Origin of the sequence: Devosia sp. CN2-171 (assembly GCF_049354815.1) — a bacterium.
Lineage (GTDB): Bacteria > Pseudomonadota > Alphaproteobacteria > Rhizobiales > Devosiaceae > Devosia_A.
On record NZ_CP186479.1, the window covers coordinates 3,479,559 to 3,497,403 of the forward strand.

Here is a 17,845-nt window from a genome sequence, read left to right on the forward strand (position 1 = left end):
ATGCTGAAATCATATCACTGGCTTCAGTATACGGCAATCTGGCAATCAGACAATCGCGGGTTGGGCGATCAACTGGAATCTAATGAAATGTACAAAAGCCTGATGCTTGTCGGCGATCGTATCGCGGCGCGGGACTACGCCTCCCGTCCTGACGTTGCCGCTCCCAAGCAGCCTCGCCGCCACGCACGTAAGCTGGCCAAGCAGGAAGCAATTTCGGACGTGGAATTGTTCCTCCGCAACGGAGGGTTTTCGGGATGATGGCCCTCCGCCACGCGCTCGCACTGAGAAAAACCCCGGCGGAGGTCGCGGGCCGGCCCTACCCGGACATTGCCGCGGACGCAGCCGCGATAGTCGAGTTCTGGAGAGAATCCGGACCCGGACTTTGGTTCGCCAAGGACCCGGCCTTCGACGAGCGGTTCCGCGACGGTTTCCTCAACCTTCATGAGACGGCTGCACACGGCGATCTCACCGACTGGGGAGATACGCCCTATGGCGCGCTTGCCCTGATGCTACTGCTCGACCAGTTCCCACGCAACGCCTTCCGCGGCACGCCGTGCATGTACACCACAGACCCGCTGGCTCGGCAGGTGGCGACGGCGGCCGTGGACTGGGGTTACGACCTCGCGGTTGAGGCCGCTCTGCGGGTGTTCTTCTACCTGCCCTTCGCCCACTCGGAGGACATGGTCGACCAGAACCGCTCGGTGCGACTCACCTGGCATCTGGGACCGCCCCATTCGGTCCGGGCGCAGCACCACCGCGAGATCATCCAGCGCTTCGGGCGCTTCCCGCACCGCAACGCCATCCTCGGCCGGCCGACGACCGGCGAAGAGCAGTCCTTCCTCGATGCCGGCGGCTTTGCCGGCTGATCGACCCAAACGGAGTAACGACATGACCATCATGATGACGGCTGAAATTACCGGTCAAACGGCTGAAGGCTACGACGCTACGCTCAAGGTTGTAATGGAGGCGTTGAAGAACGCGCCCGGCTTCCTGATGCACTCTTCCCATCCCACCGAAACCGGCTGGCGTGTGGTCGAGCTGTGGGAGGCCAAGGAGAACTCGGCTCAGTTCTTCGCCAAACACTTGGCGCCGAACCTGCCCCCGGGCATCCACCCCAAGGTGAAGTACCAGCCGCTGCATGCGGTTGTAACGCCCTAGCCCAGAATGGAAAGGGTCCGAGCGCATTGCCCGGGCCCTCTCAGTTCGGGTCAAAAGGCTAAGCCCGACTGCCAGTGGTTGGAAGTGTTGACAGTACAGATGCCACTATGGCAGTTAGACTGCCATGAGCACAAACATAACATCCCGACCGTCTCCCCGCGAAGAGTTGGCCGCCATGACCGAAGGCCGAATCATGGAGGGCGTGGCGACCCTGCTACGGCGCGGCAGCGACGTGACGTTTGATCTAGTCGCCAAGGAATCCGGCGTGCCGCAGCGCACGCTATATCGCTATTTCGAGAATCGGGAGGCGCTGTTCGGCACGTTCTGGCGCTGGGTGAACGAACTCATCGAAGTCCCGCCGCTGCCGACCTCACCTGACGAAGTGGTCTCGCATGTCAGTGCGCTATTCGAGGCCTTCGATCGAGACGAGGCGCTGGTGCGGGCGATGATGCACGACCCGCACGGCCGTTCGGTGCGCCTCGCCAATTCCGATGCGAGACGACGGAAGTTTTCCGAGGCCCTGAGGCCGGTGGTTGACCAGCTGCCAGAAGATGAGGCGACACGGCTGCTCGCCTCGGTGACTGTGCTCTGTTCGGCGACGGGTTGGGCATCCATGAAGGACAATTGGCAGCTTTCTGGCGCATCGGCGGCGGAGGCCGCGCAATGGGCCGTCAGAGCGTTGATCTTGGCCGCGCAAGGGCGCGGCTGAACCGAATTGCGGGTCGGGCACAAAGACGATCAAAGGAGTTTCGTCATGATGATCCACCATATGTCGTTCGGCGTGAGTAACCCAGGACGGGTTGCCCAAGTGCTCGCCGAACTCACGGGTGCGACGGCTATGCGTGCGCCAACGCCCCCCTTTCCGCACGGTGCCTGGTTCGTGCTTGCCGGCGATGACCGCGGCTCGTTTCTCGAGATATTGCCGGCGACGGCAGTATTCGACCCGGACGCGCCACTTGGTCTTAGGCAGCGCCCCGCTGATTTTGCTCCGGGAAGCGGTCATGTTTTGATCAGCACCATAAGGAGCAGCGGCGAAATCGAGGCGATTGCCAAGCGCGAAGGTTGGCGTTCGCAGGAGGTCGAAACCGGGCTCTTCAAGATAGTGAAGGTCTGGATTGATGCGACGGTGCTGGTCGAACTCTTCGCCAAGGGCGAGACACAGCGCTACATCGACACCTTCGGCGCACCGGGGATGGCGACCCTAGAAGACCGGCTGCGCGACCTGGAAACGACGCTCGCCAACGTCCTGGCGGAAAAGCTTCCGCCAAAGGTGCTGGCCGAGGCGCTCGGCCATCCAGTCTGAGCAGTGGTTGTGGGCGTCGAAGGACGTCCGCCCTCCGCAAGCTTCAATCGGGGAAATTCAGAATGAATGAGGCTAGCCCTACCTGTCAGCTCGTTCGCGCAGGTTCGACCTACCAGGGGAAACAGGATCTGTCCTACCTGCATGGAATATCCAAGGAAACTGTGGGTGCTCAAGGAATCTGTATGCATGTGCTGACGATGCCGCCGGGCGCCCGAGCGAAGCCGCATCTGCACGCGCACCATGAGACGGCAATCTACGTGCTTTCCGGCCGGATCGACGCTTGGTATGGCGAACAGCTAGAACATCACGTCCAGGCGAACGCCGGGGATCTGTTCTACATCCCTGCTGGAGTGCCGCACCTACCAGCAAACCTGACCGATACCCCCGCTTCCGCAATCGTTGCTCGGACCGACCCCAACGAGCAAGAAAGTGTTGTGCTGCTCCCGCATCTCGACAGTGAAATGGCTAGGTGAAGGTCCGCATTGGGGCCAACAGCGGTCGCTAGATGGTGTCCGCTTTGGCCAAAATGCAGACATAGGCCAGCGTCCGCTTTGCGCCGAAAGGAGACACCCGTGTCGCGGTCGAGGGAGGGACCGCCGAAGTGCCGCCGGTTACGGAACAATCCCGCGGCAGGCCCAGGCCAAACTGGCGAACGAACGCGGGCCGTCAGGTCTCCCGCTTTCGTATGCATCTCGAACTGCGGCGGTTGCTCTATTGAGCTCCTCTGCTTCGAGTTGGCCAACAAACTTGCCAAGCGGTCCTTCGCCGGCAGCTATGGGCGCCCACAGGTCATCGAAGTCGCGGTAGTCCATGCGGACCATCAGCTGGTCCTCCGCCACGTTGTTCAGTCCTTGGTCGACAAAGGCTCGTTTCATTTCGCCAGGTTGCATCATTGGCTGGAAGACATAGCGGTTGCGAAGCTGGCGCCCACCTTCCGACAGCATTGCGATGGTGTCCACGATCATACGCATTCCGGACATGCCACCAAGATGGTCCCACACAACCGCCGCCACGACACCGCCTGGCCTGACGACGCGGCGCATTTCTCTTATTGCCAGCGGCGTGTCCGGGACAAAGTGCAATACGAGCATCGCCATCGCCCGATCAAATGTCCGATCCCCAAAGGGCAATGCAGTAGCGTCCGCCTGTTCGATCGTGACCCGCGGATCGGTATTAGCCTGCCGCGCGGCCTCGACGAATGCCGGAGCGTAGTCGATGGCTCGGATCTCGACGGGCTCGCTTCGTGTGGCGAGTTCAAATGTCAGGCTGCCCGTACCACACCCGACGTCGAGCAGCTTCTCGCCGGCAGCGAGCCCCGCAAACTCGACGAATGCGGGTGCAAGCTTGCGACTCCATCGCCCCATAAGCTGCTCATACCCGGACGCCTCGTGCACGGTGAATGTGGACGCCATCTTGGCTCTCCCGGAATTGCCTGGAACGAGGTGGACAACCTAGAACACGAGGCCCAGCGCGCCAAGACGCGATGGCCGCGTTGGCCAAAAGCCGCCACTCATCAATCTCTAGTCGGCGGCCGATTTTTCGACCTTGTCCAAGTCACTCATCGACAGGCCCGCGCGTTTGAGACCTTGATGCAGCGCAAGCGCCTGTAGCCTTCGCTTCAGTCCCTCAGAACGTCTCCGCTTCTCGAACGCGCGCCTTATAACGTACCCGATTGACGCCGCCACCATTGGCACCATGGCCCACCACCACTGCTGCATCTTGTCCTCCTTTGAACGAGATGCATCCTACTGGTGTCCCGATTGGCGGGCATAAGTCACCGCATGTGCCACGCTCAAAAGCGGACTGTCGTCGACGTGGCTTCAGCTACTCTGGTCCTTCTCGCTGTAGCCGGAGGCAAGAATGAACGAAAACCGCAGATCGCAACGCCACCGTGTGCTCAAGGGGGCGCTGATCGTATTTAACGGCGGTACCTCAACGATCAATTGCGTCGTACGTAACCTGTCAGAGACGGGCGCCCTCCTTCGGGTCGACAGCCCTGTCGGGATACCAGAGCGTTTCGAGCTCAAACTCTCCGACGGCAAGGCCTATGCAGCGACCATTGTGCGCAGGGGCTCGTTGGAGATCGGAGTTTCGTTCGAACTTGACGACACGGTTTAGCTAGAATGTCGTTCGTTAGCGCGATGACGTGTCGAGGGCGCCCATTGGTGCAGACGAGGACGACGTCGAAGCGGCCGAGACGCCCGCGGATCCGAATAAGGTCGCTGTGGTTCGGGCCTGAGATAGTCGAGCAGGCCAAAGAGGACCGGGAGGCCGGCGTCACCGAGACGTAGTCCCGTCCTTGTGCCAGAAGAATACGCGCGTCCCATCGTGGACGTATGAGACTTGCCCGTGACCTCTTGCGGACCCCCCGTTTAAGAACGCGGCGCCGACGGTATGATCAAGACGACTCCTCGGGGCCCACCCGACGGCAATTGCCGCGCCAAAGGTGCCTTGCTGGTCCGGGCTCGCCAGCCGACTAAATTTGCGGCACGGTCGGAGCTGATCGAGTAGTAGGGCTGAAGCTGATGTTGCTAGGACACGATGCCATCGAAGGTTCATGTCACTGTGGGGCGGTAAAAATCCGCGTCGCCTCGATGCCCACTGAACTCAACGACTGTCAGTGTGAACACTGCCAGAAGCGGGGGGCCCTTTGGGCGTACTACTCGCCCGATCAGGTCAATATCAGCGGATCGACCTCGGTCTATGTGTGGAACAAACGCCTTCTCGAATTTCACTTCTGCCCGACCTGCGGGATGACCACGCATTGGTGGCCCGTTGATGCCAAGAGTGTGCCATGGATGGGGCTCAACGCCCGCGTTCTCGGCCGGGATGTCTTCCAGCAAATTCAAGTGACCAAGGGCGCAAACGACTAGTGGGGCGTCCAGGGATCCCTCGCCTAGGTCGCCAGCAACAAAGTTCGACCCACCGGCGTTCGTAGAGCAGATGGAGGCCGATCAAGGACCAATTCCATGTGTGATTGGCATCGACCGGCCTCGCCGATCTAAGGAAAGGCGATATCTCGACCAGGGGAGACCAGCATGCGGTACTTCCTCGATATCAGTGATGGTCCACGCTTTTTCCGTGACGACACCGGCCAGGACCATCCCAGCGTAAGCTCCGCATTTCGTGAGGCGACGACTGCGCTGGCCGAAATGGCTCGGGATATCCTTCCCGACGACGGCACCAGTTACGACATGTCTGTGGCGGTCCGCGACCACCATGGAAGTCCGCTCTTCACTGTGTCTCTGAGTTTCAGGCTTCAGGTCGCGAATGGTGATGACACTGAGTTTGCGGCCGATCTCGGCCTACGTCGCTGACGCCAAACAGGGGTGGCGCACACAAAGCATCAAATGTAGTTGTCAGGCCCGTCACGCCGCTGCGAGCTGGTTTAGATGGAGAGGACGGAGCAACCTGTTGCTGGCGCTTGTCACGTCGTCGGCACGATAATCGAGCTACCACTGATAGCCTGCCTCTCGCCCGACTGCAGTCCCCGGCAGATCATGCGGCGGTCCCGCGAAACTGCCTTGGAATTTGTCTGTTCTTGAGGACTCGTTTCTCGGTTCTCACAACACAACTTGGCCCCGATCCTTTCCGCTGCTGGGAAGGGTCGGGGCCTTTGTGTCTTGGCGTCGACGTCAATATGTCGACACGTTTTGAGCGGCATAACTCTCGCGCCAACGGACCATACCGAGCCCCCAAGCCCTCCTTGGTCCGTCCAGGCTCCTGGTAGCCCCGGCTCTCCTTGCGACAGGAGGACCGGGGTTCTGTTTGACGGAGCCAATCTTCTTGCGCAGTGTTCTCGGCTGATAAGCACCTCTGGTGGGGATGCCCTTGACGCCGGATTTCATGGTACCCGGGGACCAGCTCGTCCTTCATTTGGCGTTCGCTGGTGCCCTTTCGCTGACGGCGGTCTTTGCGCCTTTCATGTTCGGCCGGCGGTTTCCTAGATGGCTTGAGGTAGCGATGGTAGCGGCTGGCCTCATTCTTTTCGGCGTTGTCTGCTACGCACTGATCTACGGGCACTGGCCATTGCGGGGCTAGTCGGCGCAGCGCTTAAGACAACACTGAAACATCCGTGAGAGCCGGGCCGGACGACGTCTCAAACACCAGCCGCACTGAGAACGCCACTTCCTCCTTCAACCTGACGCGAATAGCGAGTTCCTTCTCGGGTCCATCGTGTGGCAGGAGTTCGCGAGCCAGTTCAGTTATGGCTAAGACTGCCTGGTGACGAGCTCCGCGGTCGTTGGCACAATCCACGCCCATGTCGTCACGCGCCCAGTGGTCGCCGTCGAAAATATCAAAGTAGTACCGCATTTTAGCCTCCACCAGCTCCCAAGACGCGGCAAACGGAGCTTGGTTGCAAAAGGGGGGCTGAGTTGAACACGGAGTCGCTTGCGGTCCGTGGCGGCGGCGATATTCTCCGAACCTGATGCTAGGGGCCATGCAGACAAGCCGACTATCCGGCCCGCGGGAGGAGCATCATGCTCAGGGGGCGGTACGGCATTGGGTGGATGATTGTCGCGTGGTTAGTCATCGTCGCGCTTCTCGCCGGTAGCATCTACCTAGTCGGCAATCTGGCTCAGTTTATCGCTGGAACATGACGCCCATTTCGGTGTTGAGTCGCGTCAGTCAGTAAGGCGCGTTTCATGCCCAAGCCGAAGTTCCCCCATAAGCCAGCGGCGCCCAGCGTGCGGGAGAAGCTCGGCCCGGCGCTCGCCCGCAGCAAGGGGTTGTCGAGCACCGGCGGCCAGATGACAGATCGCGAGATCGTCGAGGATATCCTCGGCAAGCTATCGCTGCCGGAATCGATCCGCCAAGACCTGAAGAAGCGGCACGGCCTCTGATGCCAAAGCTGACCATCGTCTTTGGCCTGGTCGATGATCATGGCGACCACTTCAGCATCTCGTTTCCGGACGCGCCTCGGTGCACCGGGCACGGCATGACCCGTGAGACGGCGACAGAGAACGGCGCGATGCGGTTACGCAAATGGGTGGCGACTGGCCACGAGATCTACCCGCGCACGGCACAGGAACTCGGCTGGGACGATGCCGTGAAGCTGGCGCTGCAGCTCGGCATGGAGCTTGTGGCGGTCCCGCTTTAGCCATCGCTGCCGTGGCAGACGATTGAACCTGACATCCAGCTGCTAACCAATAACCGGAGCCCGTCAGCACGGCTGCGATACGGTTCCATGCACGGGAAACCTCAGGTCGAGTTCAATGGCGACTTCAGTCGCCTGCAACTCACGAAACACAAGGCTGTTGTCACTTAGGACTAGGACTGCACATCGCGACAATAAGGAGCCGAAAATGGCCCACACACTCGCCTCTGCCGCCGTGTTCATATGCGTGACGCTGCTAGCCGGCCTCATGACATTCGGGGGGCTGCAGTTCACCCTTACTCAAATAGCGGAAGCCGGCCGGACGACGTCTGTGAAGGCGGCCATGACCACGAACTACGTTTCGACGCTCGCCGTCGCCCAGCCCGACGCATTCAACATCGCCAAGACAGTCAAGGTGGTACCCACCCCCCCGAGTGGTGCCGCCGGCAAAACGACGATGCAAACCGTCGTCTCCGGGTACACCCACACGGTTGGAGTGGAGTCACTGCGCGTCCGCAGCGGCCCGAACAAAGCAACGCCGCAGGTCTTCGCCCTCAAAGGCGGAAGCAAAGTTACAGCGGTGCGCGAACAGAATGGCTGGATCCTGATCGATGCAGGCGGGCGGACCGGATGGGTCTATCGCAAATTCCTGCGTGCCGCCGGCGAGCCCGGGCTGCAGGCGAAGCTCTAGGAGGAAGAACGATGAAAAAGACACTGATGCTCTCCACCTTGGCGCTCCTGGCCGGGTTGTGTGCCCTGCCAACGGCTGTCAGTGCAGCCGAGGCCAGGCTTTCCGTGAATGTGCGATCCGGCCCCGGTACCGGCTATCGTATCGTCGACCGGCTGTTCCGGGGCGAGGACGTCAACGTCCGTCGTTGTCGGTCCAACGGTTGGTGCTACATCACCCATCCCGGCCCGGATGGCTGGGTGTCGGCGCGCTTCCTCGTCTCCAACAACCTGGATGACGACTATCTCGGCGGACGGCGCGTTCGACCCGACATCAACTTCAGCATCATCATTGGCGGGGGCTTCCCGGGCGGTGACGGCGGTGACGGCGGTGGTGGTGGTGGCGGTGGCGGAGGACCGCGCGAGGAACTGGTCTGCCTCGTGACCTTCTTCGATGAAGACGACGTCGAAGCCGGCGCAGATGCGGATGTAGAAAGCGCACGCGTGCTGCCGCGCAGCGAGGCCGAGCGTCGAGACCGACCTGGAGATCGGCGTGCCATCTTCGACTACGGCAGCGATCGGCAAACCAGGGAGACCTGCGACTACCTCGACAACCTGAACTGAAGGAATCGGGCGCTCTTTCACCGCAAGAGGGGCGCCCGTCGAAGCTGCCGGCTCTCTCCCCGAGGGCCGGCAGTTTCACGTCGGGACCATTGACGCCGCCAGTTTGCCGACCATTTTGGTTCCGCCCTGACCTCGCTATTGGGCTAGCAGATGGTTTGACCTCGGTGGTGCCTACGGCGCATCAGCAAGGTGATGCGCCTCGTCCTCCATTTTGTACTTAGCAAGCACTTAAGTGGGAACCAGGACTGGAAAGGGAAGTTTTCGGGTCGAGGGCCAAGAGAGGAGAAACCGCAATGAAACTGCTTGCAGCACTAGTGGTCGCCACCGCTCTAGGAGCCACACCGATGGTTGCCTACGGTCAGGCTGGCGCCATGGCTAACTATGGCTCGCTCATCTCGAGCCTCAACGCCAACAAGATGGCCGACTTGACGACCTTCAAGGCGACATCGACCGTCAACTGCGTGAAAATCTCCACGCTGAAGGGTGACGCGTCAGGCGACGCGACCGCCCTGGACAACGCACTCAGCAAGAACAGTGCAGGCGTTACGAGCCTAAAAGCGGCTATCAGCGCGAACGCCGACCTGAAGGCCAAGCTCGACCCAACGACCTGTCCCGTCGACGACATCGTGGCCGTGACCACCGAGGCCGACGGATCGTTTACTGTTTACGTGGACGATCGAGCCTGAGCCGTCGAAAAGAGTGGGGCGTTCGTTCGCCCCACTTCTACTGGATAGATATTGTCGACGGTGCCGGCACGCGGCTGGCCATAGTGCCTGCGGCAAGGGTAGCAGAACAACCAGTCGGTTCCAGTGGGTGAGAGTAATCCCTGGGTTAATCCAAATCCCATGTCAGGCGAACGTCAGCTTGATAGTGCTACAACAACGGTCGGACCGCTTTGCAACGCACAATCCGCAGTTCACCGCGTCCGAACGGCCCATGCACACGAAGAGCCGACACCAATCGCCCCCTGGTGTCGGCTTTTCTGTTCTGTTGACAACCATCCCCTCAGTGCCCTGCCGTCCTCGAGCAAGCCGCTCAAATCCCGCCGCCCTTAGGACCAATCGGGGCTTCGGTCGCCAGCAACCCAGTCGGTTCCAAGGGGTTGATGCAATGCAGCATCCGCAAACGCTGCAGGGCGGGGCAAGAGTCCGGCGGCCCTAAACGCCGCTTGCCCCGCCACTCCCTTACCTCACCCGACACGTGGGCCGCCGGTCGTTGGCAGCACGATCGTGGACAGGTCTTTCCGATCAAAGTGAAAACAGAGCCGAGAATGGCCCATGCACTTCGGACCAGCGTGCCTCGCTAAGTCAGCAGCTCGATTGTGTAGAACAGCCCGAACACCGGCATCACGAAGACCCACATGAAGCCGGCCATAGCCAGCAGCACGTAGAACAGGGTCATACCTACCTTCCGCACAACCCTGATTGAAGGGGGCCCCGAGCTCACGCGAAAACTGCGTGAGCCGTAGCCCAGCAAGGTCATTGCGGGCTGACGATCTCGCCGTCGATCGCTCCGACCGTTATCCCACAGTCCTCGACCAGCGACTGCGCGATTTGGAGTATCTGACCGCGAAACTCGCGGGTGGACGAAGACTCACTAAGGATGATGATCGCCTGCGCGATTTCATCCCTGTATCGCCGGCACTCTTCCAGCGTCCCGCGGGGGAGTTCGGCCAGGATTTCCACCAACTGCCGCAGGGCGGCATCCACAGCGACAGCGTCGAGGCCCTGCACGGCGCTGACGTACGCGCGCGCCGCGGTGACGCATATTCCGTTTTCGGGATCGGCAATTTCGGGGTCCTCCGACACCCGGATGCAGTTAACGACCACCGGCTGAGAACTCGGCAGAGCCGCGAAAGCGTCGACCGAAGCGGTGTCCTGGGCGGCTGCGGGCGTAGACCCGAGACAGCAGATGATGAGAAGAGCGGTAGCGAGGCGAACCATGGGAAAGCACTCCGTGGGCGCCGCAACAAGAATCAACGGAAGGGGCCGGCTTTGGTTTCGCAGGTTCGATAGGGACTAAAGTCGCCTGCAACCCCCGGTTTCCTCATGGCGTTGACCCGTGCCGTGGACAAAACCACGTTCCGCAGAAGGCTCGTAAGAAGCCGTCTGGCCAATGGTGGGGTTCTGGAATGTGGATTAAGCGACCCCACCATAGGTCGATGTTCCGCGGTCCGATGGAGGTTCTACATGTTCGGCCGCTCACTCCTCGCAATCGTCATCTTTCTCTTGGGTGCCTACAGCGCCGAAGCGGCAGAATGGTCCCACTACTCTGGGTCTGGGGTGGGCATCGACCTTCCAACTGGCAGTTTCGAAGTCGTTGGTCGATCAGTCGGCCGGCTACGCCTTGCAGACGAAGCTCGAGCAGCACAGCTCGAAGTTTTCAGCGGGCGCAACGTGCAGGAGCTCTCCATTGCGGAATTCCGACGCGAAGTTGCTACTGCTGATCCCAACCGCACGATGGTGTACGAGGCCTCGGGTCGAACCTGGTTTGTGGTATCGGGTTACATGCCCGACCCTGAAAGCGGAGAAGAACTGATCTATTACGCCAAGTTCATATTCGACCCCGCCGGCGACAAGTTTGCCGCGTTCGAGATCAGCTATCCACGACGGCTCAAGGCGTCTTTCGACTGGACGATAACTCGATTGGAAAAATCGCTGTCCCTCTAGCGTTCCTGGGCTTATCCCCGGTATCCGGGCTTTAGGCAGGGGCGGCGCGTCACCGGCAGCATCTTACAGAGCTGCCGACCGCACGGAACTTAGGACCGCGCAAAACATTGTAGAGGCATCGGTACGGCGCCCCTAAGAACGCCAGTCCGCCAAGCTTGCAAGGCCACTTCCCCCGAAGTGGCCTTTTCCTTTGTGAGAGTTGTCCTGGGCCATGCCGGCGGCGATGCGCTAGACAACGCCATGGCTGACCTGGAGCTGCGGCAGTTGATGCCTTCCCTCCGGTCCCCCTTCCAGACCACCTCGCACAGGAACACCATCAGGGACTATCGCGAGGGGCTGGTTCGCGAGGACGGGGCGTAAAAAACTCCCGACGACGCCCACTGCGATCAACGTCCCTTATCCATCGGGCACAGTAGTGTAGCGCCGCAATCGTGACGTCATCGCGACCCGATACTCCGCAGTAGTGCGACATGAGATGCGTAAGCGGCGCCTCGGAGACTTGCGGTTCGTAGGCCACAGGTGCCTTAAGATGGCTGGCCCAAAGGCGACCTGTGAGCGCGAGAGGGCGGGATATGTGCATCGTCGCCGCCTTGTCCCTTGACGCCTGGCCGAACGCCAATCAGCTTAGCGCCAAGCGCGAGGGGGGCGGTGACACAGGAAGAACTAACGACGATATTCAATCTTTTGGACGCCGGGGAAGTCATGGAAGGATGGGGCATGAGCCGCCACCTGGATTTTGACACGCTGTTCAACAGCGAGCGGCGACAATGGCAACGTGATCGCTTTTCCGACACATGGATCGAGATGAAAGAACTCGCGCGGGACGGTTGGCGCTAACGGGGGTTCGGCTAAAGCACCGAACCCCACCCATCACGCGCTGTGGCTGCTATCCTTCAGTCGAAGTGAGTAGAGTGAGCCGAAGGCTCACTCGATAGCCCCTTTGTTAACGATCCATTTGAGGCGTAAGCTTCTAAACATCGGTCCCGATTGCAATGGCGCGGGACCGGCTGAGAGCAGCGCGGCGTCACGCCCACACTCCCGCCTCACCCCCCTGCGGAAGGCCGGGATCATGCACACAGAAGCGTCTTCAGCGCACATGTTGCGCGTTTCAACTATTGGGGCGTCAAAGCGCGCCGCGAGAATGTTGATCGGGCCTTACTTGGGTCCGATTGCGCAATGGAACAGTGAACTGGCCTTGCTTCGGGGCCTCACCCAGTCGTCTCGGCAGCGGACTCCCGAACGGCACGAGGCTCAGGTGCTGCTGGCCGCGATGCTCGAGGACGTTCGTCTTGCTCACCGGCGCTTCAAGGCCACTTTGGATGGCCAGCCGGCTCACGATCTCACCGACGACTTGAACAAGTCCTTTGCGCGCCTATCGCAGCAGCTGGGGGAGACCATAGCGACCCTCGAGAACAAGGTGAGGGCTTGAAGGCGAGGCCCCGATGATCCGGCGGTACGCCGGCATTGCCTGGATGGTTATGGCCTGGCTGCTTATCGTGACGTTGATCACCTTGGGCGTCGTGGTTGTCGCCAGCTTTGCGGCGGCCTAAGCCTCTCCTCGCGGACCAGGCCCTCACGGTACCGGCCGGTGGATGGCGACCGAAGTCGCCAGCAACGACGGTCTCTAGACGGCGTTGACCCATGCCGTGGATGACACCCACGTTGCCGCGGAAGGTTTGTAAGTAGCCGTCGTGGCGAAGGCGAGATCTGCCCTTTCGTTACCTCGCCTCGCCCCGCACCGCGGGAAAACAGGAGGCCGAGGGGAAACAAGCCCAGACCGCACCCCTCGGCCTATCTCTGGTCGGGACCCGAACTTGCTTTGCCATTGTCCCAGATGATGTTAGCGGATTCGCTGGGGATGACGCCTGTTCACCTCAATAGGGTGCTCAACGTTTTTGCGTAAAAGCGGCGCCACGACGATTGCCCGAGGTGTCCTCCACATCAAGGACCCGGCTAAGCTCGTTCAGATCGCAGGCTTCGACGAGAACTATGTGCACAGGCGGCTACGCGTGGCGGCTTAACGAGGGCACTCGGATCGGTTCTGGACAGGCTAAGGCTACGGAACTTCACCGCTGGGGCGAGGTTGGTGGCGAGTAGGTTCATTCAAGGTCTCGCCATGAGTTTCTTCCGCAACAACGGGCTGACGGTCGTCCTTCTCGTACTCACGGCGCTTTCTCTAGTGGGGATGGGGCTGGCGGGGTTGCAGCTCGAGAACGCCACGCTGGCGGAGCATGGATCGCCAGCAACCGACCTTTGGTCGTACATCGCCAGCGGCAGCTTCATCTCGGCAGTGTTCGAGAATTGGGAGAGCGAATTTCTGCAGATGTCGTTTTATGTCGTCCTGACGGCCTTCCTCTTTCAGCGTGGTTCTTCGGAATCCAAAGACCCGGAGGCTGAGGAGGAGGTTGACGAGGACCCGGCCAAAAAAAAGCGAAACAAAAATGCGCCGTGGCCCGTGCGGGCGGGCGGTCTGTGGCTATGGCTGTATTCGTACTCGCTTGGGATCGTGCTGGTGACACTCTTTCTTGTGTCGTTCATCTTCCACTGGATGGGGAGCACGGCTGCGTCAAACGATGAAGCGGCCCTCCACGGTCAGCCTCCAGCTTCCTGGCTCGAGCATCTGGGCAGCGCTCAGCTCTGGTTTGAGTCGTTCCAGAACTGGCAGTCGGAGTTCCTGTCGACGGCCGTCATTGTGGTTCTGTCGATATTCTTGCGGTTCCGTTTCTCGCCGGAGTCAAAACCGGTGGCCGCGTCTCACCGGCAAACCGGCAATTGAGCGACACGTTGGAAACTCACGCGTACGCGACGATACCAATCACTGCTGCAAAAATGATGGCTACTGCGAATACGTAGCGCGTGACCCCCGAGACAGCGCCGCGCCAATTTCGCCGCTGTTCGGCGCCGGCACTGGGGATGACTCCGCCCTGCGCTGTATTTGTCTCAGGCATTCGTTAAGCTTTCAGTTGGATCCCGCGTCACCATTATCGCTGCTCTAGCGGCGCTCGGTCACCTCGGCGGCAAACCTCGCGACTGCATCGTTGACGCTGGCTCGTTGTTGCTTGGTCCAGTAGCGAACACCGCGCGCTGGCGGGCTCGTCCCAGGCGACCTTTGATCGTATTGTGTAGGCCACCCTTCATAGCCACGCTCCACCGTCGCGTCAGTTCCTGCCGCGACCGCTCCGCATAGGAGGCCGCCTGTCATCGGCAGAGCTTCCGCTCTAGGCGTGCGCCAGGATGGCGTGTTGGCAGGCTCACAATTGGAAAGGGAGAAACGATGACCATCATGCGAATGTTCGCAACATCGGTAGTTGCTATCACTCTCTTAGGCGCCCCACTGGCAGCCGCGGTTGCCGGCGAAGTGAAAGGGCCACCGGGCACGCCCGACAACACAAATGAAACTGCGGCCCCAACGCACTCCAACTCTGCATGCTCGTATAGTGGTCTGAACGACATGGACTCTTCCGATGGGCAGACGTCGTCCCAAGTTCAGACGGCCGCGGATTCGTTCAAGTATTATGACCTCCCACACGGCTTCCCCGGCAAGGGCGGCGGGTGCAAGGGCGGAACGAACTAGTCTCAGACGACAGACTTTTTGTCGAACAAGGGCGTCGCCCGTCGAGCTCCACGCCGGATCGCTGAAGAGCGAAATGGGCGGTCGCCATTTCTTCGAACAATAGAGGAGGATGCGATGAACGAACTAAATCGGAGATTGGCCCTTGCTCTTGGCGTCACAGCGGTCGCAGCTCCATTCGCTGCATGGCCAACCGCGGCTGCGGCCCAAAAATACGCGGCGACCGACGGCGAGGAGCTATTCCCCGGCGTCCGGCTCGTGACGCTGGGGACACGAGACTCCCACATTCCAGCTTATAAGACCGTGTTCATGGAGGACGTGATCTTCCAGCCGAAGGCGACCATCCCCCTCGGCGACGTTATGATGGACGATATGGTCTGCACCGTCACCGAAGGCGAACTCGCTATCACGGCGGGCGATATGGACTTCGTTGCCAAGGACGGCGACGTGTGGAGCTGCGCCAAGGGCAGCACCCGCGAGAGCGCGACCAACAACGGAACGGTGCCCGCTGTCATGCGGGTGATCAACCTCAGAGCAGCATGACCGCTTGCGTCAAGGCATAAGGCGCTAGGTGCGAGCGCGCCGCCTGGTGCTGGTACGCTCGCTCGGGCCAAGTACCGCGGGCTGTCTCAACCCGTGATGGGACAGCTTCTGCAAGCGGTGTCGTAGCCGGTCGCGCCCGCCAGCGTCCAGGAACTCGAACCACTGCTCGGGATGCATATCGGCCTTCAAGTCGTTGCAGCCGGGGCAGCACGGAACGACATTGAGAGCATGCCACTCATGGGGCAGTCGGAGCCCAAGGCGCTGAAGAATGGATCGGGGATAGATATGGTCACGGGTTCGGCCTGCCGGGGTTGCGCCAGGAATCTGCAACGGCGCTTGGCAGTAGAAGCATCGGCGTAGGCGGCGAGGGACGAAATGGGGGCCGTAGCCCCCGCTCCTAGACATCCGCGTCACCGCCGTGGAAGGCGCTGTAGAACCATCCGGGTGGCAAGGGCCCGGGGTCAGGGTTACTGCGACCCAGGGACGGCTCGTTGTCGCCGTTGTCCTCCCCGTCCCAATCATTCGGTTCGCCCTCGTCCAACACGTCGCCGCCTTCGCGGTCATCCGTCACGTCCGAACGGTCCGGATTGATCCCGCCGCAGATGGACGGCTCGAGGTCCGGATCGCCGTCCATCGTGTCGAGAGCGGCGATGATCGACAACATGGCGTCGTGCAACTGCTCGAGGCGCGCCTCGGCCGCCTTGCGGGGATCCCCAAACCGGGTAGCGAGCGCCGCCCTCATATTCTCGCCTCCCCCATCGCCAGAGCACGGAGGCGCGCATAGAATTCATCGCGATAGTCGCTGTCACCATCGTCGGTTTCCACAACGAGCTGAATGGCAGCCTCACGAACATTGGCGGGCGATGCCGCAGTGATGCGCTCTTGCAGCTCAACGTAGCGCGCGAAGTGTGCAGGCCATTCCTCTGCCGGTACATCACGCTCATTTCGCAGAGCGAGCCAGTCGGGAAAGAGCAGCGAAATTGTCGACGTGGGGCTGTCCGCTGTTGCCGCAACTGCCGTCCCGAGGGCGGAGGAGGAAGCGAGCGCGCCTATGATAGCCGCGCGACGGCTGATAGTCTGGACCTTGTCCATTTCTAGCCTCTGAGGTTTCGGAGTGGAAAGGCCGGGGCGGTTGTGCCGCAACTGTCCCGGCCGCTTGCTCGTCAGGCTTGCTTGGCGGGCGCCTCCCGCCTTGCGACGTAGCGCTCGATCGCATCGGCCATTTCGTTGAGGCCCGGGCTTGGCGCCGCCCTCAGAAGTGCTGCATAGCGCAGCTGCTCGGGCGAGCTGAGAGCGGAAAACCGAAGCCACCACTCGAGGGTCGCGCTGTCCAGGCCAGCGGCGGTGGCAGCGCCGGTAGCCGGAGCCTCAGGCCCGGCCATCGCGATGGCGCCTGCAGGAAGTGCGGCCGTCGGAAGCAGAGACTGGACAACGGCGCGACGTGAGAACTTGGTCATATTGGCCTCATAGGGTTTGGGGAGTGCCGCTGTTGGAGGTCTAGGCAGCGGTAGTTTGAAGGAGGGAGAGTTCGGCGCCCAGGTTGTGGCGGCGCTGCGAGGTCCGGACGCCTAGCGGGGCGTAGTCGAGCACCTGCAGCTCGGAGCGGATCTCGACGATGCGTGCCGAGCGGACCATCGGGTCGAGAGCGGCGACGGCAGCGGCCTGCACGCGGCGCTGAGCATCGACGAACGCGGCTGCGGTAGCAGCGAGAGAGGTTGCCGCCTTCTTCGCCTCTTCCCACGCGCGGCGTAGCATCTTGGCGAACAGGAAGCGGAGGAACATGCGCTTGGTGCCGGCGTCGCCCTTGGCGAAGAATGCGGGGCGGGCGGTCCGGTAGAAGGTCCAGGCCTTGCGGAGGATTTCGGAGCGGTTGAACATCGGATGAACCTTGTTAGCGGCTTCGTTATCCTTTATGTATCAACAGCGATCCTAATGGTCAATACCTTTTGGCTATCATAATCGCTAAAAGGTATCATGGAGTAGCCAGGGGATGATCACAGCAGCGCAGATGCGTGCCGGTAGGGCACTCATCGAATGGTCGCAGCAGGAGTTGGCCGACCGATCGGGGGTCTCGCTGCCCACGATAAAGCGCATGGAGAAGGTGGGACCTGGGCGCAGTGCCGGCGACACTATTTCAGCCGTGCAAACCGCGCTCGAGGCGGCCGGCGTGCAGTTCATTCCCGAGAACGGTGGGGGAGCTGGGGTGCGGCTTA

27 protein-coding genes are annotated in these 17,845 nt (G+C 61.1%); 19 read left to right on the forward strand and 8 right to left on the reverse strand.

Annotation, left to right across the window (positions count from 1 at the left end; all coding sequences use genetic code 11):
- The 6 genes from ACOYW5_RS17270 to ACOYW5_RS17295 all read left to right on the forward strand — a co-directional run bounded on the left by ACOYW5_RS17270 (nt 1) and on the right by ACOYW5_RS17295 (nt 2,934).
- Nucleotides 1-258 carry a hypothetical protein gene (locus ACOYW5_RS17270; protein ID WP_423066128.1) on the forward strand — a complete coding sequence of 86 codons (258 nt, stop codon included), beginning with the start codon at nt 1-3 and terminating at the stop codon, nt 256-258.
- Complete coding sequence (locus ACOYW5_RS17275; RefSeq protein ID WP_423066129.1) at nt 255-866, forward strand: DUF924 family protein; 612 nt, start codon at nt 255-257, stop codon at nt 864-866. Before ACOYW5_RS17270 ends, ACOYW5_RS17275 begins: the two co-directional genes overlap by 4 nt.
- A gap of 22 nt (nt 867-888) precedes the next feature.
- Entirely contained in the window at nt 889-1,158 is a 270-nt protein-coding gene (locus tag ACOYW5_RS17280) for a hypothetical protein (RefSeq protein ID WP_423066130.1), read from the forward strand.
- A gap of 175 nt (nt 1,159-1,333) precedes the next feature.
- Nucleotides 1,334-1,867, forward strand: coding sequence for a TetR/AcrR family transcriptional regulator (locus tag ACOYW5_RS17285; protein ID WP_423069487.1), 534 nt, complete (start codon nt 1,334-1,336; stop codon nt 1,865-1,867).
- A 45-nt stretch (nt 1,868-1,912) separates the two neighbouring features.
- Nucleotides 1,913-2,461, forward strand: coding sequence for a hypothetical protein (locus ACOYW5_RS17290; protein ID WP_423066131.1), 549 nt, complete (start codon nt 1,913-1,915; stop codon nt 2,459-2,461).
- Nucleotides 2,462-2,523: 62 nt separating this feature from the next.
- A complete protein-coding gene (locus tag ACOYW5_RS17295; protein ID WP_423066132.1) occupies nt 2,524-2,934 on the forward strand; it encodes a cupin domain-containing protein in 411 nt (136 codons plus the stop codon).
- A 138-nt stretch (nt 2,935-3,072) separates the two neighbouring features.
- Here the strand turns inward: ACOYW5_RS17295 and ACOYW5_RS17300 are convergent, their stop codons facing one another.
- Together ACOYW5_RS17300 and ACOYW5_RS17305 are read right to left on the reverse strand one after the other, a co-directional pair.
- Complete coding sequence (locus ACOYW5_RS17300; RefSeq protein WP_423066133.1) at nt 3,073-3,873, reverse strand: class I SAM-dependent methyltransferase; 801 nt, start codon at nt 3,871-3,873, stop codon at nt 3,073-3,075.
- Nucleotides 3,874-3,981: 108 nt separating this feature from the next.
- Nucleotides 3,982-4,179, reverse strand: a complete 198-nt coding sequence (locus ACOYW5_RS17305) for a hypothetical protein (protein ID WP_423066134.1) — start codon at nt 4,177-4,179, stop codon at nt 3,982-3,984.
- 142 nt (nt 4,180-4,321) lie between these two features.
- On the opposite strand from ACOYW5_RS17305, the gene ACOYW5_RS17310 reads away from it, so the two are divergent.
- The 3 genes from ACOYW5_RS17310 (at nt 4,322) to ACOYW5_RS17320 (ending at nt 5,778) form a co-directional block, all read left to right on the forward strand.
- Nucleotides 4,322-4,579 carry a PilZ domain-containing protein gene (locus tag ACOYW5_RS17310; RefSeq protein WP_423066135.1) on the forward strand — a complete coding sequence of 86 codons (258 nt, stop codon included), beginning with the start codon at nt 4,322-4,324 and terminating at the stop codon, nt 4,577-4,579.
- Between the two features lie 476 nt (nt 4,580-5,055).
- Complete coding sequence (locus ACOYW5_RS17315) at nt 5,056-5,334, forward strand: GFA family protein (RefSeq protein WP_423066136.1); 279 nt, start codon at nt 5,056-5,058, stop codon at nt 5,332-5,334.
- 165 nt (nt 5,335-5,499) lie between these two features.
- The gene (locus tag ACOYW5_RS17320; RefSeq protein ID WP_423066137.1) at nt 5,500-5,778 is read left to right on the forward strand and encodes a DUF6894 family protein; all 279 of its coding nucleotides are present in this window, start codon (nt 5,500-5,502) and stop codon (nt 5,776-5,778) included.
- A gap of 736 nt (nt 5,779-6,514) precedes the next feature.
- On the opposite strand, the gene ACOYW5_RS17325 is transcribed toward ACOYW5_RS17320, so the two are convergent.
- Nucleotides 6,515-6,775 carry a DUF6894 family protein gene (locus ACOYW5_RS17325; RefSeq protein WP_423066138.1) on the reverse strand — a complete coding sequence of 87 codons (261 nt, stop codon included), beginning with the start codon at nt 6,773-6,775 and terminating at the stop codon, nt 6,515-6,517.
- Nucleotides 6,776-7,107: 332 nt separating this feature from the next.
- Here ACOYW5_RS17325 and ACOYW5_RS17330 point away from each other — a divergent pair, with 332 nt between their 5' ends.
- The 5 genes from ACOYW5_RS17330 (at nt 7,108) to ACOYW5_RS17350 (ending at nt 9,535) form a co-directional block, all read left to right on the forward strand.
- Complete coding sequence (locus ACOYW5_RS17330; RefSeq protein ID WP_423066139.1) at nt 7,108-7,305, forward strand: hypothetical protein; 198 nt, start codon at nt 7,108-7,110, stop codon at nt 7,303-7,305.
- Nucleotides 7,305-7,562: a hypothetical protein gene (locus tag ACOYW5_RS17335; RefSeq protein ID WP_423066140.1), complete on the forward strand. Its 258-nt coding sequence runs from the start codon at nt 7,305-7,307 to the stop codon at nt 7,560-7,562. Before ACOYW5_RS17330 ends, ACOYW5_RS17335 begins: the two co-directional genes overlap by 1 nt.
- A 205-nt stretch (nt 7,563-7,767) precedes the next feature.
- Nucleotides 7,768-8,250 carry an SH3 domain-containing protein gene (locus ACOYW5_RS17340; protein ID WP_423066141.1) on the forward strand — a complete coding sequence of 161 codons (483 nt, stop codon included), beginning with the start codon at nt 7,768-7,770 and terminating at the stop codon, nt 8,248-8,250.
- Between the two features lie 11 nt (nt 8,251-8,261).
- Nucleotides 8,262-8,849, forward strand: a complete 588-nt coding sequence (locus ACOYW5_RS17345) for an SH3 domain-containing protein (RefSeq protein ID WP_423066142.1) — start codon at nt 8,262-8,264, stop codon at nt 8,847-8,849.
- A gap of 293 nt (nt 8,850-9,142) precedes the next feature.
- Nucleotides 9,143-9,535, forward strand: coding sequence for a hypothetical protein (locus tag ACOYW5_RS17350; protein ID WP_423066143.1), 393 nt, complete (start codon nt 9,143-9,145; stop codon nt 9,533-9,535).
- A 792-nt stretch (nt 9,536-10,327) separates the two neighbouring features.
- On the opposite strand, the gene ACOYW5_RS17355 is transcribed toward ACOYW5_RS17350, so the two are convergent.
- A complete protein-coding gene (locus tag ACOYW5_RS17355; protein WP_423066144.1) occupies nt 10,328-10,792 on the reverse strand; it encodes a hypothetical protein in 465 nt (154 codons plus the stop codon).
- Nucleotides 10,793-11,038: 246 nt separating this feature from the next.
- Between ACOYW5_RS17355 and ACOYW5_RS17360 the strand changes: the two genes are divergently transcribed.
- The 5 genes from ACOYW5_RS17360 (at nt 11,039) to ACOYW5_RS17380 (ending at nt 15,632) form a co-directional block, all read left to right on the forward strand.
- On the forward strand, nt 11,039-11,518 hold the full coding sequence (locus tag ACOYW5_RS17360) for a hypothetical protein (RefSeq protein WP_423066145.1): 480 nt from the start codon (nt 11,039-11,041) through the stop codon (nt 11,516-11,518).
- 648 nt (nt 11,519-12,166) lie between these two features.
- Entirely contained in the window at nt 12,167-12,355 is a 189-nt protein-coding gene (locus ACOYW5_RS17365) for a hypothetical protein (RefSeq protein ID WP_423066146.1), read from the forward strand.
- Nucleotides 12,356-12,773: 418 nt separating this feature from the next.
- Nucleotides 12,774-12,947, forward strand: a complete 174-nt coding sequence (locus ACOYW5_RS17370; RefSeq protein WP_423066147.1) for a hypothetical protein — start codon at nt 12,774-12,776, stop codon at nt 12,945-12,947.
- A 687-nt stretch (nt 12,948-13,634) separates the two neighbouring features.
- The gene (locus ACOYW5_RS17375; protein WP_423066148.1) at nt 13,635-14,294 is read left to right on the forward strand and encodes a DUF6766 family protein; all 660 of its coding nucleotides are present in this window, start codon (nt 13,635-13,637) and stop codon (nt 14,292-14,294) included.
- Between the two features lie 912 nt (nt 14,295-15,206).
- The gene (locus ACOYW5_RS17380; RefSeq protein WP_423066149.1) at nt 15,207-15,632 is read left to right on the forward strand and encodes a hypothetical protein; all 426 of its coding nucleotides are present in this window, start codon (nt 15,207-15,209) and stop codon (nt 15,630-15,632) included.
- Between the two features lie 397 nt (nt 15,633-16,029).
- Here the strand turns inward: ACOYW5_RS17380 and ACOYW5_RS17385 are convergent, their stop codons facing one another.
- The 4 genes from ACOYW5_RS17385 to ACOYW5_RS17400 form a co-directional block, all read right to left on the reverse strand.
- Nucleotides 16,030-16,374 carry a hypothetical protein gene (locus ACOYW5_RS17385; protein WP_423066150.1) on the reverse strand — a complete coding sequence of 115 codons (345 nt, stop codon included), beginning with the start codon at nt 16,372-16,374 and terminating at the stop codon, nt 16,030-16,032.
- Nucleotides 16,371-16,724, reverse strand: a complete 354-nt coding sequence (locus ACOYW5_RS17390; RefSeq protein WP_423069541.1) for a hypothetical protein — start codon at nt 16,722-16,724, stop codon at nt 16,371-16,373. Before ACOYW5_RS17390 ends, ACOYW5_RS17385 begins: the two co-directional genes overlap by 4 nt.
- Before the next feature lie 71 nt (nt 16,725-16,795).
- Entirely contained in the window at nt 16,796-17,089 is a 294-nt protein-coding gene (locus ACOYW5_RS17395; protein ID WP_423066151.1) for a hypothetical protein, read from the reverse strand.
- Nucleotides 17,090-17,129: 40 nt separating this feature from the next.
- Complete coding sequence (locus ACOYW5_RS17400; protein WP_423066152.1) at nt 17,130-17,510, reverse strand: hypothetical protein; 381 nt, start codon at nt 17,508-17,510, stop codon at nt 17,130-17,132.
- Between the last annotated feature and the right edge of the window lie 335 nt (nt 17,511-17,845).